Genomic DNA, 15,675 nt, shown 5'->3' with positions numbered 1-15,675 from the left:
AGCGTTCCGCACGCGGGCTAGGTTACCACCGTCGACCGCGCGGTCCGCTCAGCGCTGATCGGGCGCAGGCGGCTGTTCGACGGTGGCGGGGGTGCCCTTCTCGTCGGCGACCGCGGCCGCGGCCTCCTCGGCGCGGGTGTGGCCCGAGCCGTCGGGCAGATCCTGCGGCCCCGGAGCGGCGGCATGGCCCGAGGAGACGGCCGTGGCCTCGCGACGGGAGGACAGCAGGCTCGCGCCGGTGGCGACGACCATGGCGGCGATGATGACCCCGAGCGAGACCCACGTGGAGATCTCCGGCGCCCACTCCACGTGCTCCCCGCCGTTGATGAACGGCAGCTCGTTGACGTGCAGGGCGTGGAAGAAGAGCTTCACACCGATGAAGGCGAGGATGAACGCGATGCCGTAGTGCAGGTACTTCAGGCGATCGAGCAGGCCGCCGAGCAGGAAGTAGAGCTGACGCAGGCCCATGAGGGCGAACAGGTTCGCCGTGAAGACGATGAACGGGCTTTGGGTGATCCCGAAGATCGCCGGGATGGAGTCGATCGCGAAGACGAGATCGGTGAAGCCGATGGCGATGAAGACGAGGATCATCGGCGTCCACATCCGCTTGCCCGCGACGACCGTCCGCAGCTTGGAGCCGTCGTATTCGTCGCTGATGTCGATGAACCGCCGGAGGAAGCGGACGATGCCCGTTTCGGCGTGTGCGTCGTCCTCATGCTTGCCGGGGAAGGCCTGGCGCCACGCGGTGTAGATGAGGAACAGGCCGAAGAGGTAGAAGATCCAGCTGAAGTTCTCGATCAGCGTCGCGCCGAGCAGGATGAAGATGCCGCGCAGGACGAGCGCGATGATGATGCCCACCATGAGCACTTCCTGCTGGTAGCGACGCGGCACCGCGAACTGGCTCATCAGGAGCACGAACACGAAGAGGTTGTCCACCGAGAGGCTGTACTCGGTGAGCCATCCCGCGATGAACTCCCCCATCGCGTCGGGACTGCGCGTCACCCACAGCATCACCACCGAGAACGCCAGCGCCAAGGTGACGTAGAAGACCACCCAGAGCGTCGCCTCCTTCATCGAGGGGATGTGCGGCCGCTTCAGGATCAGCAGCAGATCGGCGATGAGGATGACGCTCAGCACGACGAGCGCGCCGATCTGGAACCACAGGGGGATCTCGAAGCCCATGAGAGCCTTTCGAACGGGGAGGGGAGAGATCCGAGGATACCGCGTGCACCGCCGCGGACCGACCTGAGACGGATGCCGCTGGGCGCACACTCTTGGGGTGAGAGACAATGAGCACACGACACCGCCGTGTGCGCGGTGACGAGCCGGGGACGGGATGACCGACGACACGAGGGACGACGGCGAGCTGGTGGCCTTGGCCGCCGGAGGGAGCGAGCACGCCTTCCGTCAGCTCTACCGCGCCTACGTGCGGCCGGTCTACTGGATCGCCCACCGGCTCGTCGGCACGCCGGCGGACGCCGAGGACGTCACGCAGGAGACATTCCTGGTGGCGTGGCGGAAGCTGCCCGATCTGGAGCTGTCCGGCGAATCGCTCCTGCCGTGGCTGGCGACGATCTGCCGGTTCCAGGCGGCCAACAGGGTCAGGCGCCAGAAGCGCGACCGGGAGCACACCACCGTCGCGGCCGACGAGTCGCTCCCCGCGGGCGTCGATGTGGAGCAGCAGGTCATCGACGACGACCTCGTCGCCCGCATCCTGCACGAGGTGGCCGAGCTCAGTCCGCTGGATCGCGAGATCTTCCGCCTCTGCGCGGCGGAGGGCTACGGCTACCAAGCCGCCGCCGACCGCCTCGGTGTCGCGCACGGCGTCGTGCGCAATCGTCTCTCCCGGATCCGCACACGTCTGCGGACGAGCGTGAAGGAGAGCACATGAACACGCGAGAGCCGCAGACCGCACTTCCCGCACTGCCCGAAGAGCGCGTGGCCGCCATCGAGGAGGCGCTGTTCGCGGACATCGCCCGCGAGCGGCAGGGCGAGTCCGTCCGGCGCCGCCGGCGTGGACGCTGGTGGGTCGCCGGCGGCGCCGCCGCCGCCGTGATCCTCATCGCGGCGGTCATCGCCCCGAACCTGTCGGGAGTCGTGGGCGTGGGCGGGTCGTCGGGAGGCGACGCGATCGCTCCCGAGATCGCGCCGGGATTCGCCGGTGACGGCGACTCCGGCGGCGCCGTGGATGCCGCCGACGGCGGCGGAGCTGCCACGGAGGACTCCGGCGACGACGCCGCCGGCGAACGCGAGATGATCACGACGGCCTCCGCCACGCTCGTCGTGGCGGACGTCGGGGACGCCGCCCGCGCGATCGGCGAAGCCGCCGAGAGCCGTGACGGCTACGTCGAGTCCTTGAACGTGGATGCGGCCGCCTCGGAGGTTCCCGACGGCGCCGAGCCCGGGATGACCGACGACCAGGGCGTGTCGTACCCCTACCCGTACCCGCCGGGAGGAGCCTGGATCACCGTTCGCGTGCCCGCGGACGCCCTCACCGGGCTGATCGACGAACTCGATCGCCTCGGGGAGGTCACGACGTCCACGATCTCGCGGCAGGACGTCACCGATCAGGCCATCGACCTGCGCGCACGGATCGACGCGGCGCAGGCCTCGGTGGACCGCCTCATGGACCTGATGTCCGAGGCGGGCGATCTCTCGGACCTGATCGCGGCCGAGGCTGCGCTGTCGGAGCGCCAGGCCATGCTCGAGTCGTACCAGCAGGAGCTGGAGTGGGTCGAGCGGCAGGTGGCGATGTCGTCGCTGACGGTCTCGCTCACCCCGGACGTCGAGATCGTCGAGGCCGATCCCGCCGGCTTCGGGGACGGCCTGGCCGCAGGATGGAACGGCCTGATCGCGACCCTCAACGGGATCGTCGTCGCGCTCGGCTTCCTGACTCCCTGGATCGCCGTGGTCGGTGCGGGGGCGCTCATCGTGTGGGCGGTCCTGCGGGCGGTGCGCGGTCGTCGGCGCACGAGGGACGACGCCGCCGCGGAGTGAATGCCCCATCCGAAAGTCGCACGGCTCCGAAGAGAGCGTGGCACCCGGTCACCCAGACGACGACCGCCGTCGGCCGAGGTCGCTCTGTACGAAGGAGTACGCGATGTTGAAGAAGACTTGGGGAATGGCCGCCGGTACGGCGCTGGTGGCAGCGATGGTCCTCGGGGCCGCCGGGGGCGCGTCCGCAGCGCATGACGACAACCCGTCGCCGAAGGTCGGCAGCTACACCTACGGACTCGCCTCGATCCAGCCCGCCGCGGTGCCCGGGGGCGATGCCTCGGGAACGACGCGGGTGAAGGCGCTTCCGAACGGCAAGCTGCAGGTGACGGTCGAGGCCTGGGGCCTCTCCCCCAACCTGCCCCACGCCATGCACCTCCACGGCGTCGACGGCCCCGCCCTCGATCAGGGCTGCCCCGGGCCCGCCCAGGCCGGCGAGGACGGCGTCGTGACCGTTCTGGACGGCGTGCCCTTCTACGGCGGCATCCTCACCTCGCTCACCAGCACGGGCGACGTCACCCCGGCGTCCGCGCTCGCCCTCGACCGGTACGCGACGGCGGACGCCGACGGGTACCTGTACTACCAGCGCACGCTCTCGAGCCCCGAAGGGTACGCCAACGCCGACACGGTGCAGGTGATCGTCCACGGCATCGACTTCGACGGCAACGGCATGTACGCCTTCAACGCCGACGACCCGTTCGCCAGCCGGTCGTCCTCGCTCGGCGCCGGGATCCCGCTCGAGGCGACCGTGCCGGTCCTGTGCGGCGGCATCGCGAACTGACCCGAGGAAGACAGAAGAGCCGGTCCTGTGGACCGGCTCTTCTGGTTGGTGACCCCAGCGGGATTCGAACCCGCGTTACCGCCGTGAGAGGGCGGCGTACTAGGCCGCTATACGATGGGGCCGCTTTCGCAACCGTTCGATTATGGCATGTGTTCGGATGCCCGCCAAATCGACACGGGTCCCGGTTCCGGCCCTTGCCGAGGGTCGGCGGCGGCGGTTGACTCGACCCATGCGAGTCACGAAATACGAACACGCCACGCTCACCGTCCACGATGCCGGGAAGACGCTGGTGATCGATCCCGGCTCGTTCACCGCTCCCCTCGGCGAGCTCGAGCAGGTGGTGGGCGTGGTCATCACCCATGAGCACCCCGACCACTGGACCCCCGAGCACCTCACCCGCATCCTGCGGACCTTCCCCGACGCCGTGGTCTACGGACCGGCGGGTGTCGTGGCCGCGGCATCCGATTTCGACGTCGTGGAGGTCGCGCCCGGCGACACCCGGGAGGTCGGGCCGTTCCGTCTGACGTTCTTCGGGGGCAGGCACGCACTCATCCACGAGTCGATCCCCGTGGTCGACAACGTCGGCGTCCTCGTCAACGACGCCTTCTATTACCCGGGCGACTCGTACACCGTGCCCGGAGGGGTGGAGGTGAAGCTCCTCGCGGCACCGGTCGGGGCGCCCTGGCTCAAGATCGGCGACGCCATGGACTTCGTGCTGAAGGTCGCCCCGCGGCAGGCCTTCGGCACCCACGACATGACGCTGTCCGTCGCCGGTCGACAGATGGGCAGGGCACGGCTGGCGTGGGCCGTGGAGCAGGACGGCGGGGAGTTCCTCGAGCTCGAGGTCGGCGAGGCCGCCGACATCTGAGTCGCTCCCGGGACGGAGAAAGCGGATGCCGCGCCGGCTTCGAGCCGCGGCATCCGCTTTCTGGTCCGTCGCCTCGTCAGAGGCGTGTGCCGGAGTGGCCTCTCACTCGGCGTCGAGGTCGGTCTCGAGCAGCGCGACGAGTTCGTCGAGGGCCTGATCGGCACCCTCGCCTTCGGCCTTCAGCGTCACGACCGTGCCCTGCGAGGCGCCGAGGCCCATGAGCGACAGGATGCTGCCGGCGTTGAGGTCGGGCCCGCCGTCGACGGCGATCGTCACCGGGACCGGCTTCTCCTGCACCGCCTGCACGAAGAGCTTCGCGGGGCGGGCGTGCAGGCCTGAGCTGCTGGCGATGGTGGCGGTGCGTTCTGCCATGTCGTCTCCTCGATCGATTTCGTCGGTCACGCCGGGACGGCGGTCTTCAGGGGGGCCTTGGCCTGCTCGAGCTCCTTGCGGCCCACGAACCGCTTGAGGGCCACGACGACCAGGGCCGTCACGACGGTACCGGCCGCGAGGGCGATGAGGAAGCCCCAGATGGGGTTGATGGCGAAGAACACGAAGATCCCGCCGTGGGGTGCCAGCGACTGGACGCCGAAGACCATCGTGAGCGCACCGGTCACCGCACCGCCGATCATCGAGGCGGGGATCACGCGCAGCGGGTCGGCCGCGGCGAACGGGATCGCACCCTCGCTGATGAAGGCCGCACCGAGCAGCCACGCGGCCTTGCCGTTCTCGCGCTCCACCGGGGTGAAGACGTTGCGGGCGAGGACGGTCGACGCGAGGGCCATGGCCAGCGGCGGGACCATCCCCGCGGCCATGACCGCGCCCATGATCAGGTACGGCGTGGCGTTTTCGGCCGTGGCCGCGGCAAGACCCGCGGTCGCGAAGGCGTAGGCCACCTTGTTGACCGGGCCGCCGAGGTCGAAGCACATCATGAGACCGAGGATCACACCGACGAGCACGATGCCCGAGGTGCCGGCGAGGCCGTTGAGCCAGACGGTGAGGCCCTCCATGAGAGCGGCGATCGGGCGGCCGAGGAAGAGGATCATCAGGCCCGACGCCACGATGGACGCCACGAGGGGAATGATCACGACCGGCATGAGACCGCGCAGCCAGCGCGGGGCGCTGAGGCTGCCCAGCCACCACGCGACGAAGCCGGCGAGCAGACCTCCGACGATGCCGCCGATGAACCCGGCGTTCATGAGGACGGCCACCGCACCGGCGACGAAGCCGGGCGCGATGCCGGGACGGTCGGCGATCGCGAACGCGATGTAGCCCGCCAGAGCCGACACCAGGAAGCCCATCGATGTGGCGCCGATCATGAAGAAGACCGAGCCGAGGTAGAGCCCGACGTTGCCGAGCAGCAGGTTCTCGCCGCCCTCGGGGAGGTTCCACAGAGCGTTCTGGGTGATGATCGTGCCCGCGTTGTCGGTGACGTCGTAGCCGCCGAGCAGGAAGCCGAGCGCGATGAGGAGTCCGCCGCCGGCGACGAACGGGATCATGTAGCTCACGCCGGTCAGCAGGATGCGCTGGATACGTGCGCCCCACGACAGGGTCTCCGCGGGCGCGGAATCGGAGGCCGTGGCCGTGCCGCCCACGCGCGTCGCGTTCGGGTCCTTGGCGGCGGCGACCGCGTCGGCGATGAGCTGGTCGGGCTGCTCGATGCCGCGCTTGACTCCGGCGCGGACGACCGGCTTGCCCGCGAAGCGCTGCGGCTCGCGGACGTCGACGTCGGTGGCGAAGATCACGGCGTCGGCGTTGTCGATGACGTCGCGGGGCAGCGCCTGGTAGCCGCTGGAGCCCTGCGGCTCGACGACGAGGTCGACGCCGTTCTTCTTGCCGGCGGCCGTCAGCGCGTCCGCGGCCATGAACGTGTGAGCGATGCCGGTGGCGCACGCGGTGACCGCCACGATGCGCGCGGGCCGGCCGTCGACCTCGAGCCCGGATGCCGCGGCGGCCGGTGCGGCAGCTGTCGCGGCGGGGGCCGCGGCCGGGGCGGCTGCGGAGTCCTCCTCGCCGATGGCGCGGCGGACGATGCCGACGACCTCCTCCGCGGTGGTGGCCGCCCGCAGACCCGCGGTGAAGTCGTCCTGCATCAGGCTGCGCGCGAGCTTGGACAGCACGGCCAGGTGAGCTTCGGCGGCCCCCTCCGGCGCCGCGATCAGGAACACCAGATCGGCCGGGCCGTCCGGCGCGCCGAAGTCGACCCCGGGGGCGAGGCGGGCGAAAGCGAGCGAGGGCTGCGTGACGGCCGCGCTCTTGGCGTGCGGGATCGCGATGCCGCCGGGCAGGCCGGTCTCGTCCTTCTGCTCGCGGGCCCAGGCGTCGGTGTACAGTGCCGCGCCGTCGGTGGCGCGGCCGGTGGCCGCCACGCGCTCGGCGAGAGCACGGATGACGGCGGCTTTGTCGTCTCCGAGCGTCTCGTCGAGGCTGACGAGCTCCGGGGTGATGGTGTCGGACATGGTTCCTCCGTGGTGATGGTGCGGGGTTCAGAACAGACGGGTGACGGGGACGGTTCCGTCGGGGAGATCGCTCGGCGTGGGCGCCTGCGTGCCCGGGAGCGAAGCAGCGGCCGCGCCGTAGCGGACGCCGGTGGTGAGGGATTCCTCGGGCGTGCCGCCCGCGGCATCCGAGATCAGGAATCCGGCGAGCGAGCTGTCGCCGGCGCCCACGGTGCTTCGGACCTGGATCCGGGGCGGCGTCGCCGCCCAGGCCGCGTCGGCCCTCAGGTACACCGCGCCGTGCGCGCCGAGGGTGATCAGGGCCGCGCCGGTGCGTGAGGGGACGAGATGCCGCGCGATGCGCACGACATCCTCGACGAGCGGCGTCGCCGGGTCGAGGGCGATGCCGGTCAGCTCGCTGAGCTCGTCCTCGTTCGGCTTGATGAGGTCCGGGGCACCATGAGTGACGACTTCGCGCAGAGCCGGCCCGGATGTGTCAACGGCGATGCGCGGGGCGTCGGGACCGAGGGCGGAGCGCACCGCCGCGATGACCTGGACGTAGAACGCGTCGCCCGCACCGGGTGGGAGGGACCCGGCCAGCACGAGCCAGTCGGCGCCTCGCGCGACGTCGACCGTCGCGGCGATGAGGGCGTCCAGCTCGGCGGCGTCGAGGATCGCGCCCGGCAGGTTGAGCTTGGTGGTCACCCCGGCGGGATCGGTGATGGTGATGTTCGCTCGGACGTGACCGCGCACGGGCACGCGCACGGCATCCACACCGGCCCCGCGCAGCGCCGCGTCGAAGGGGTCGTCGACCGCCAAGGGCAGGACGGCGCGCGTGGCTCCGCCGGCGGCCGCGATCACCCGGGCGACGTTGATCCCCTTGCCGCCGGCATCCTCGCGCGACGCCGTCGCCGTCTGCACTTCGCCGGGCTGCAGCGGCGCGGCGAGCGTCACCGTGCGATCGAGCGACGGATGGGCGGTGAGGGTGACGATCATGCGTTCCAGACCTCCACATCGGCGTCCGCCAGCGCGAGCGCGAGCTCGGCGTCGGGCTGGGCGTCGCTGACGAGCACGTCCACGTCGGCCAGTGCGCCGAAGCCGACGAGCAGCTCGCGCCCGAGCTTGTCACGGTCGGCGACGACGACGACACGCCGCGCGGCACGCACGATCGCGCGCTTGACGGCGGCCTCGTCGGGGTCGGGCGTGCTCAGGCCGAAGCCGGCGGAGACGCCGTTCGTGCCGACGAAGGCCACATCGGGCCGCAGGTTCTCGATGGTCCGGACGGTGTCCGAGCCCACGGCGGCGGCGGTGACGCCTCGGACGCGGCCGCCGATGACGGTGAGCTCCGCACCGGACTGCCCGGCCAGCTCCGCGGCCAGGCTGAGCGCGTGGGTGACGATCTCGATGCCGCCGGCGCGCAGCCGCGGCGCGAGACTCTGGGCGACCGCCGCCGTGGTGGTTCCGGCGTCGAAGTAGACCGAGCCCTGGAAGCCCTCGCCGATCGCGCGCGCCGCGCGTGCACCGATGGCGGCCTTCGCGGCGCTGTGGACGCTCCGGCGCTCTACCAGGGTCGCCTCGGCTGTGGAGCCGCTGTCGATCGGGACCGCTCCGCCGTGGACGCGTCGCAGCAGGCCGGCGGTCTCGAGCAGGTCGAGGTCGCGGCGGACGGTCTCCGTCGTGACGTCGAAGCGCTGGGCGAGGTCGACGACACTCACGCGCCCGTCGGCACGGAGTCGGCGCTCGATGAGCTGCTGACGCTCCGCTGCGTACATGGTCCGTGCCCTTCGCTGGGATTTCCCACACAGTACAACACATTCCCACACAGAACAAGACATCTGTCGCCTATGACACGCGGCGGGCGTTGCACGCGGATAGGGTGCGGGAGTGCCGCAACGACCGCCCGCCGATATCGCGATTACCGAGGCTGTCGTGCGTACACTGCTCGCCGCCCACGCCCATTCCGGAGTCCGCGCTCTGGCTGAGCGGCCGATCGTGCGCGCGGGTTCCGGGTGGGACTGCGAGATGTGGCGCCTCGGGGACGACCTGTGCGCGCGGCTTCCCCGGCGGGCGTCCGCCACTGCGCTCATCGAGCACGAGCAATCCGCCCTTCCCGCCATCCGTGCGCGCATCGCAGCGACGGGCATCCGGGTTCCGGCGCCCGTCGCCGCGGGCGGGCCGACCGACGCGTTCCCCTGGCCGTGGTCCGTGGTTCCGTGGATCCCGGGGACAACGGGGCTGGAGTCGGCCCGGAGCGCGCGGACGCCGTGGGCCGCGCAGCTGGCGGCCGCACTGTCGGCCCTGCACGTCGTCGCCGACGGCCTGTGGCCGGCCAACCCATATCGCGGAGTGCCGCTCGCCCAGCGCGACGACGTCATCCGCCCGCGGATCCGCGGCCTGCAGGATCGCGGCCTTCTCTCCCCCGGCGACGCGTCCCGGCTCGCGACCGTCTGGTCGCGCGGTGCGGGCGCTCCGCCGTGGGCACGTCGACCGGTCTGGATCCACGGCGACCTCCATCCGGGCAACCGCATCGTGCGCGACGAGCGCCTCCGTGCCGTCATCGACTTCGGCGACGTCACCGCCGGCGATCCCGCCTACGACCTCGCCGCCGCGTGGATCGTCTTCGACGCGCGCGGACGCGCGGCGTTCATGGATGCGTACCGGGCCGATGCGGCGACGTGGACACGCGCGAAGGGGTGGGCCGCCGCGGTGGGCGCACTGCTCCTCGAACACGGCGACGGCGACCCAGCGCACGCGAACCTCGGCCGCGAGATCGTCGCCGACGTCGGCGCACATGACGAAACCCCCGTCTGAGCGGGGGTTTTATCGTCTTGCTGGGGTACCTGGACTCGAACCAAGAACAACTGAACCAGAATCAGCCGTGTTGCCAATTACACCATACCCCAAGGCTTTCGACCGAAGTCGTGCCGAGGATCGAGTCTAGTCGACCTCGGCCCCTCGACCAAACCGGACCGGTGGCCGGGCGCGTCAGCGCGCGGCCACCAGCGCGCCGAGGCGACGGAGAGACTCCGTCTTGCCGAGCAGCTCCATCGATTCGAACAGCGGGGGCGACACGCGGCGTCCACTCAGCGCGACGCGCAGGGGTCCATACGCCACGCGAGGCTTCAGTCCGAGACCCTCGATGAGCGCGCCCGCCAACGCCTCCTGCACCGCGGCGGCGGTGAACTCGCTCTCCGGCACCAGCTCGAGCGCGTCGACCGAGGCGACCAGCACCTCGGGCGCGTTGTCGGGAAGCGACGACAACGCGTCGTCCGCGTAGACGATCTCATCCGTGAAGAGGAAGCCCAGCATGCCCGGAACGTCGCCGAGCAGCTGCACGCGCTCCTGCACGAGGGGCGCGGATGCCGCGACGAGCGCCGCCTGCTCGGCCGTCGGCTCCGGGCCGATCACTCCGGCGGTCTGCAGGTACGGGACGATGCGGGCGGCGAAGTCCTCGGGGGCCAGCATCCGGATGTGGTCGCCGTTGATCGACTCGGCCTTCTTCTGGTCGAACCGCGCCGGGTTGGGGTTCACGTCGGCGATGTCGAACTCTGCGATGAGCTCGTCGAGACCGAACACGTCACGGTCGGGACCGATCGCCCACCCCAGCAGCGCGAGGTAGTTGAGGAGTCCCTCGTGGATGAAGCCCTTCTCCCGCTGCAGGAAGAGGTCGGCCTTGGGGTCGCGCTTGGAGAGCTTCTTGTTGCCGACCTCACCCAGGACAAGGGGCATGTGGGCGAAGCGCGGGATGAACGTCGTCACGCCCGCGTCGACGAGGGCGCGGTACAGCGCGAGCTGGCGCGCCGTCGACGGCATGAGGTCTTCGCCGCGGATGACGTGGGTGATGCCCATCAGCGCGTCGTCGACGGGGTTCACGAACGGGTAGAGCGGCACTCCCCCCGCTCGCACGAGCACGAAGTCGGGGAAGGAGCCGGCGGGGAAGGTGACCTCGCCGCGGATGAGGTCGACGTAGGTGAGGTCCTCGTCGGGAACCCGCAGGCGCCAGGCCGGCTGACGGCCCTCGGCCCGGAACGCGGCCTTCTGCTCGTCGGTGAGATCCCGGTCGTAGTTGTCGTAGCCGAGCTGCTTCGCGCGGCCGTTGGCCTCGTTGCGGGCGTCGATCTCCTCGGCGGTGGAGTAGCTCTCGTAGACGGCGCCGGCGGCGACGAGCTTGTCGAGGACCTCGCGGTAGATGTGGTGACGCTGCGACTGCCGGTACGGCGCATGGGGGCCGCCGGTCTCGACGCCCTCGTCCCAGTCGATCTCGAGCCACCGCAGCGCCTCGAGCAGCTGCTGGTAGCTCTCCTCGCTGTCGCGGGCCGCGTCGGTGTCTTCGATGCGGAACACGAGGGTGCCGCCGTGGTGACGCGCATAGGCCCAGTTGAACAGCACGGTGCGGATGAGGCCGACGTGCGGCAGGCCGGTCGGCGACGGGCAGAACCGCACGCGCACGTCGGAGCCGGTGGCGGTGGTGGTGCGGGGATCGGGTGTGGAGGACATCGCCGACCAGTCTAGATCCGCCGCCGGGTCGATCCCGGCGCGGTCACCGCCGGGTGCCCACCGCGATGATCGCGGAGTGCGGCACCCGCAGCATCCCGTCGCTGTCCGCCCTCGTCCCGGCGACCTCGTCGTAGGCGGCTCGGAGTGCCCGGCGGCCTTCGTCGTCGAGCGACCGGTGGATGCCTCCGATGGTCGCCACTCCCCCGGCGACCCCGCGCCACAGGTCGTCGGGATCGATTTCGAAGGTCCAGGTGAGCGTGCCGGTGCGTATGCGCCCGAGACCGGCGTCGGCCAGCAGGTCGGCCAGTCCCTCGGCCGAGCGCTCGGCACCGCCCCCGGGGGGACCGCTGTCGGGCGGGTAGCCGACCGCGCCACCGCGCGCGAGGACGTCCTCCCAGAGGGGGCGGAGCGGGCTCCGGCCCGAGGGCCACGACGTCAGCGCCACCACGCCGTCCCCGGTGCACACGCGGGCGAGCGCAGCGACCGCCGCCTGCAGGTCGGCGACGTGCCCGAGGACGAAGCTCGCCGTCACCACGTCGAACCATCCGTCCTCGAACGGCAGGTCCGGCAGAGCGGCGGCCGAGAAATGCACGTCGGGATGCCGTCGCCGGGCGACCGCGAGCATCGACCCCTCCGGATCGACCCCGACGACCGCGTAACCCCGCGCCGAGGCCGCACCCGCGACGGTGCCCGGCCCCGTGCCCACGTCGAGCAGGCGGCCCCCGGCCGGCGCTCCCCGCACGGACTCGACGGCATCCAGCAGCGGCGGAACCGCCCCTGCGCACAGCCGAGCGAAAGACTCCGCATAGGCGCGCCCCGTACCCGACCACTCAGCCATCGGCCGGCACCGTCTGCGCGGGGATGCGGCCGAACGGGGCGAGGACCACGGTGGCGACCACCGCGACGCCCACCACCAGCGCCAGACCGCCGTACCCGATCCAGGCGAGCACGAACCCGGCCAGGATCGCTCCCGCGGCCCCGACCAGGCTCATCACCAGATCGCTGAAGCCCTGACGACGTGTGCGCTGCTGTTCGGACGACGCCTCGGTCAGAAGGGCCGAGCCCGCCACGGTGGTGGCGCTCCACCCGAGACCGAGGAGGATGAGTCCGACGGTGACCGCCGCGGTGGCGTCCTGCCCGAGCGACGCGGTGACCAGCGACGCGGCCAGCAGCACCTGGCCCAGCAGGATGACGGGGATGCGTCCGATCCGGTCGGCGAGGACGCCGAAGACGGGCGACAGGGCGTACATGCCGGCGATGTGCAGGCTGATCGTGAGCCCGATGACGGTGAGCGTCGCGCCCTGGTGCATCAGGTGCACCGGCGTCATGGCCATCACCGAGACCATCACCCCGTGCGCGGCGGCGATCGCGAACACCGCGAAGCGCGCTGCGGTCGGCGCGTCGGGCTTGACGATCGCACGGGCCCCCGACGAACGCGACGCGAAGGCGACGACGCGCTGAGCCAGCAGCAGCGGGTCGGGGCGCAGCGCAACGAGATACACGAGGATCCCCGCCAGCTGAGCGCCCGCCGTGATGAGGTAGGGGCCGGTGAGGGGTGGCATGCCGACGAACTGGCCGAGCACCTCACCGGGGCCGGTGAGGTTGGGGCCCAGCACGGCGCCGACGGTCGTCGCCCACACCACGATCGACAGGTCGCGACCGCGCGTGGTGTCGCTCGCGAGATCGGCCGCGGCGAATCGCGTCTGCAGGTTGACCGCCTGGCCCGCACCGACGAGACCGAAGGCAAGGAGCAGAAGCGGGAAGGATGCCGCACCCGCGGCGCCGACGACGAGGATCACCCCGACGAGGGCGAGCGCCATGCCGGTGGCCAGCGACACCCGCCGCCCACGGCGTCGGGCGAACGACGCCAGGGGAACCGCGAAGACGGCGGTGCCGAGCGTGACCGCCGCCGCGGCGAGTCCCGAGAACGCCTCGTCCCCCGAGATCTCCGCGGCCAGCACCGCCCCGAGCGAGACCGTCGCCCCGAACGCCAGCCCACCGAGGACCTGGCCCGCCGAGAGCACCCGGACCGTCCGGCGTTGTACGCGGGCGATCTCGCCGGGACTCAGGCTCGCAGCATCCGCGTCCTCGGCTGGGATCGCCGTGGGATCCGGAGGCTGCGCCGTGACCACCGCCGGCCTACGCGTTCCGCGCGGGATTGCGCAGGATCCCGAGGCCCGAGATCTCGACCTCGACGGTGTCGCCGGCGGTGAAGGGCCCGACGCCCGCGGGCGTGCCCGTGAGGATGACGTCCCCGGGAAGGAGGGTGAACGCCGCCGAGGCGTACGCGATGACGTCGGCCAGAGAGAAGATCATGTCGCTGATCGGCCCCTGCTGACGCACGTCGCCGTTGACCCGCGTGGTGACGACCGCATCGCCGGTGGGGTCGAAATCGGTCTCGATCGCGGGACCGAGGGGGCAGAAGGTGTCGAAGCCCTTGGCCCGCGCCCACTGCCCGTCGCTGCGCTGCAGATCGCGCGCCGTCACGTCGTTGCCGATCGTGTACCCGAAGACGTAGTCGAGGGCGCGCTCGGCGGGCACGTTCTTGGCGATCCTGCCGATGACGGCCGCGAGCTCACCCTCGAAGTCGACGCGCTCCGACTGCGGGGGCAGCACGATCGCGTCGCCGGGCCCGATGACGGACGTGTTGGGCTTGAAGAACAGCATGGGCGCGGCGGGCACGTCGTTGCCGAGCTCCGCGGCGTGGTCGCGGTAGTTGCGGCCGACGCACACCACCTTCGACCGGGGGATCACCGGCGCGAGCAGCGCGACGTCGGCGATCGGCACCCGCTCCCCCGTGGTGTCGAACCCGGCGAACATGGGGTCACCGGCCAGGACGACGAGGTCGGTGTCGTCGACGATCCCGTAGGTGATGGCTCCGTTGTGGCTGAAACGCGCGATTCTCACCCGTTCACCCTAACGACACGCGCCGAAGTGGGAGTGCCGCCTCACGCGTCCAGGCGCAGAAGCCAGCCGTGCTTGTCCTCGCGGCGCCCGTACTGGATGTCGGTGAGCTCCTCCCGGAGCGCGAGGGCGAGTTCGCCCGTGGGCTGCTCGTCGAGGAAGTCCGTGCCCTTGAGCAGGCCGATGGGGGTGACCACCGCCGCCGTGCCGCAGGCGAAGACCTCGACGATGTCGCCGGAGGCGACCCCGCTGCGCCACTCCTCGAGCGAGACCGCACGTCCTTCGACGGTGTGACCACGGTCCTTGGCGAGCTGGAGGATCGAGTCGCGCGTGATGCCCTCGAGGATCGAATCGGACTGCGGTGTGACGATCCTGCCGTCCTTGTAGACGAAGATCACGTTCATGCCGCCGAGCTCTTCGACGTTGCGGTCCTGATCGAGGAAGACGACCTGGTCGCATTCGTTCTCGTACGCCTCCGACTGGGGCAGCAGGCTGGCGGCGTAGTTCCCACCGGTCTTGGCCGCTCCGGTGCCGCCCTTGCCCGCGCGCGAGTAGTCTTCGCTGAGCCAGATCGACACGGGCTTGACGCCGCCCTTGAAGTACGCGCCGGCCGGGGAGGCGATGACGTAGTAGCCCACCTTGTTGGCGGGACGGACACCCAGGAACGCTTCCTCCGCGAACATGAAGGGGCGCAGGTAGAGGCTCTGGTCCTCGCCCGAGGGCACCCAGTCTCCGTCGACGGCGATGAGCTCGCGCAGCGACTGGATGAAGTACGACACCGGCAGCTCCGGCAGCGCCAGACGGCGCGCGGAGCGCTGCAGGCGGCGGCCGTTCTGATCGGGTCGGAACGTGTGGATCGATCCGTCGGCGTGACGATAGGCCTTGATGCCCTCGAAGATCTCCTGGCCGTAGTGCAGCACCGCAGCTGCCGGGTCGAGCGAGAGCGGGCCGTAGGGCTGCACGCGCGGCCGATGCCACCCGCCGCCGACCGACCAGCAGATGTCGACCATGTGGTCGGTGAAGTTCGTGCCGAAGCCGGGATTGGCCAGCACCTCGTCACGGCGTGCCGGCGAGGCCGCGTTCAGATTGCGGGTCACCTGGAAGGCGAGCGGGGCGAGGCCGGTGTCGGGGTCGGAGTCGATCATCGTCATGTGTTCACGTCCTGGCTATGGGGGCGACGGCGCGGTGCGGGA

General features: G+C 71.1%; 15 protein-coding genes and 2 tRNA genes. 5 read left to right on the top strand and 12 right to left on the bottom strand.

The genetic code is table 11. The annotated features are described in order from the left end of the window. Positions 1–48 precede the first annotated feature (48 nt). Positions 49–1,182: a TerC family protein gene (locus tag Q9S36_RS39785; RefSeq protein WP_311290273.1), complete on the bottom strand. Its 1,134-nt coding sequence runs from the start codon at positions 1,180–1,182 to the stop codon at positions 49–51. Between the two features lie 154 nt (positions 1,183–1,336). Between Q9S36_RS39785 and Q9S36_RS39780 the strand changes: the two genes are divergently transcribed. From Q9S36_RS39780 to Q9S36_RS39770, 3 genes are all read left to right on the top strand, one after another. Then, positions 1,337–1,891 (top strand): sigma-70 family RNA polymerase sigma factor, encoded by a 555-nt coding sequence (locus tag Q9S36_RS39780; protein ID WP_311290272.1) that lies wholly within the window; start codon positions 1,337–1,339, stop codon positions 1,889–1,891. Further along, positions 1,888–2,997 (top strand): DUF4349 domain-containing protein, encoded by a 1,110-nt coding sequence (locus Q9S36_RS39775; protein WP_311290271.1) that lies wholly within the window; start codon positions 1,888–1,890, stop codon positions 2,995–2,997. Before Q9S36_RS39780 ends, Q9S36_RS39775 begins: the two co-directional genes overlap by 4 nt. Before the next feature lie 103 nt (positions 2,998–3,100). Further along, a complete protein-coding gene (locus Q9S36_RS39770; protein ID WP_311290270.1) occupies positions 3,101–3,775 on the top strand; it encodes a hypothetical protein in 675 nt (224 codons plus the stop codon). 46 nt (positions 3,776–3,821) lie between these two features. Here the strand turns inward: Q9S36_RS39770 and Q9S36_RS39765 are convergent. Next, a tRNA-Glu gene (locus Q9S36_RS39765) sits at positions 3,822–3,897 on the bottom strand. Between the two features lie 107 nt (positions 3,898–4,004). Between Q9S36_RS39765 and Q9S36_RS39760 the strand changes: the two genes are divergently transcribed. Next, positions 4,005–4,643: an MBL fold metallo-hydrolase gene (locus Q9S36_RS39760; RefSeq protein ID WP_311290269.1), complete on the top strand. Its 639-nt coding sequence runs from the start codon at positions 4,005–4,007 to the stop codon at positions 4,641–4,643. A gap of 102 nt (positions 4,644–4,745) precedes the next feature. Here Q9S36_RS39760 and Q9S36_RS39755 read toward each other — a convergent pair whose 3' ends face one another. Genes Q9S36_RS39755 through Q9S36_RS39740 form a run of 4 tightly spaced genes read right to left on the bottom strand, consistent with a single transcriptional unit; the run spans position 4,746 to position 8,853 of the window. After that, entirely contained in the window at positions 4,746–5,015 is a 270-nt protein-coding gene (locus Q9S36_RS39755) for an HPr family phosphocarrier protein (RefSeq protein ID WP_251450080.1), read from the bottom strand. Positions 5,016–5,041: 26 nt separating this feature from the next. Further along, positions 5,042–7,102, bottom strand: a complete 2,061-nt coding sequence (locus tag Q9S36_RS39750; RefSeq protein ID WP_311290268.1) for a fructose-specific PTS transporter subunit EIIC — start codon at positions 7,100–7,102, stop codon at positions 5,042–5,044. Between the two features lie 27 nt (positions 7,103–7,129). After that, positions 7,130–8,077, bottom strand: coding sequence for a 1-phosphofructokinase (locus Q9S36_RS39745; RefSeq protein ID WP_311290267.1), 948 nt, complete (start codon positions 8,075–8,077; stop codon positions 7,130–7,132). After that, positions 8,074–8,853 carry a DeoR/GlpR family DNA-binding transcription regulator gene (locus tag Q9S36_RS39740; RefSeq protein ID WP_311290266.1) on the bottom strand — a complete coding sequence of 260 codons (780 nt, stop codon included), beginning with the start codon at positions 8,851–8,853 and terminating at the stop codon, positions 8,074–8,076. Before Q9S36_RS39740 ends, Q9S36_RS39745 begins: the two co-directional genes overlap by 4 nt. Positions 8,854–9,010: 157 nt before the next feature. On the opposite strand from Q9S36_RS39740, the gene Q9S36_RS39735 reads away from it, so the two are divergent. Continuing rightward, entirely contained in the window at positions 9,011–9,892 is an 882-nt protein-coding gene (locus Q9S36_RS39735) for an aminoglycoside phosphotransferase family protein (protein ID WP_311290265.1), read from the top strand. Between the two features lie 20 nt (positions 9,893–9,912). Here Q9S36_RS39735 and Q9S36_RS39730 read toward each other — a convergent pair. The 6 genes from Q9S36_RS39730 to Q9S36_RS39705 all read right to left on the bottom strand — a co-directional run bounded on the left by Q9S36_RS39730 (position 9,913) and on the right by Q9S36_RS39705 (position 15,633). Beyond that, positions 9,913–9,984, bottom strand: a tRNA-Gln gene (locus Q9S36_RS39730). 82 nt (positions 9,985–10,066) lie between these two features. Further along, the gene (gltX, locus tag Q9S36_RS39725; protein WP_311290264.1) at positions 10,067–11,578 is read right to left on the bottom strand and encodes a glutamate--tRNA ligase; all 1,512 of its coding nucleotides are present in this window, start codon (positions 11,576–11,578) and stop codon (positions 10,067–10,069) included. Positions 11,579–11,621: 43 nt separating this feature from the next. Next, on the bottom strand, positions 11,622–12,416 hold the full coding sequence (locus tag Q9S36_RS39720; protein ID WP_311290263.1) for a methyltransferase domain-containing protein: 795 nt from the start codon (positions 12,414–12,416) through the stop codon (positions 11,622–11,624). Further along, positions 12,409–13,647 (bottom strand): MFS transporter, encoded by a 1,239-nt coding sequence (locus tag Q9S36_RS39715; protein ID WP_396653936.1) that lies wholly within the window; start codon positions 13,645–13,647, stop codon positions 12,409–12,411. Before Q9S36_RS39715 ends, Q9S36_RS39720 begins: the two co-directional genes overlap by 8 nt. A 70-nt stretch (positions 13,648–13,717) precedes the next feature. After that, the gene (locus tag Q9S36_RS39710; RefSeq protein ID WP_251450096.1) at positions 13,718–14,485 is read right to left on the bottom strand and encodes a fumarylacetoacetate hydrolase family protein; all 768 of its coding nucleotides are present in this window, start codon (positions 14,483–14,485) and stop codon (positions 13,718–13,720) included. Between the two features lie 41 nt (positions 14,486–14,526). Further along, positions 14,527–15,633, bottom strand: a complete 1,107-nt coding sequence (locus tag Q9S36_RS39705) for a branched-chain amino acid aminotransferase (protein ID WP_311290261.1) — start codon at positions 15,631–15,633, stop codon at positions 14,527–14,529. Positions 15,634–15,675: the final 42 nt, after the last annotated feature.

It is taken from the genome of Microbacterium sp. ARD31, from assembly GCF_031844425.1.
The sequence above is the reverse complement of the archived record's forward strand: the minus strand, read 5'-3'. Positions and strand labels throughout refer to the sequence as shown.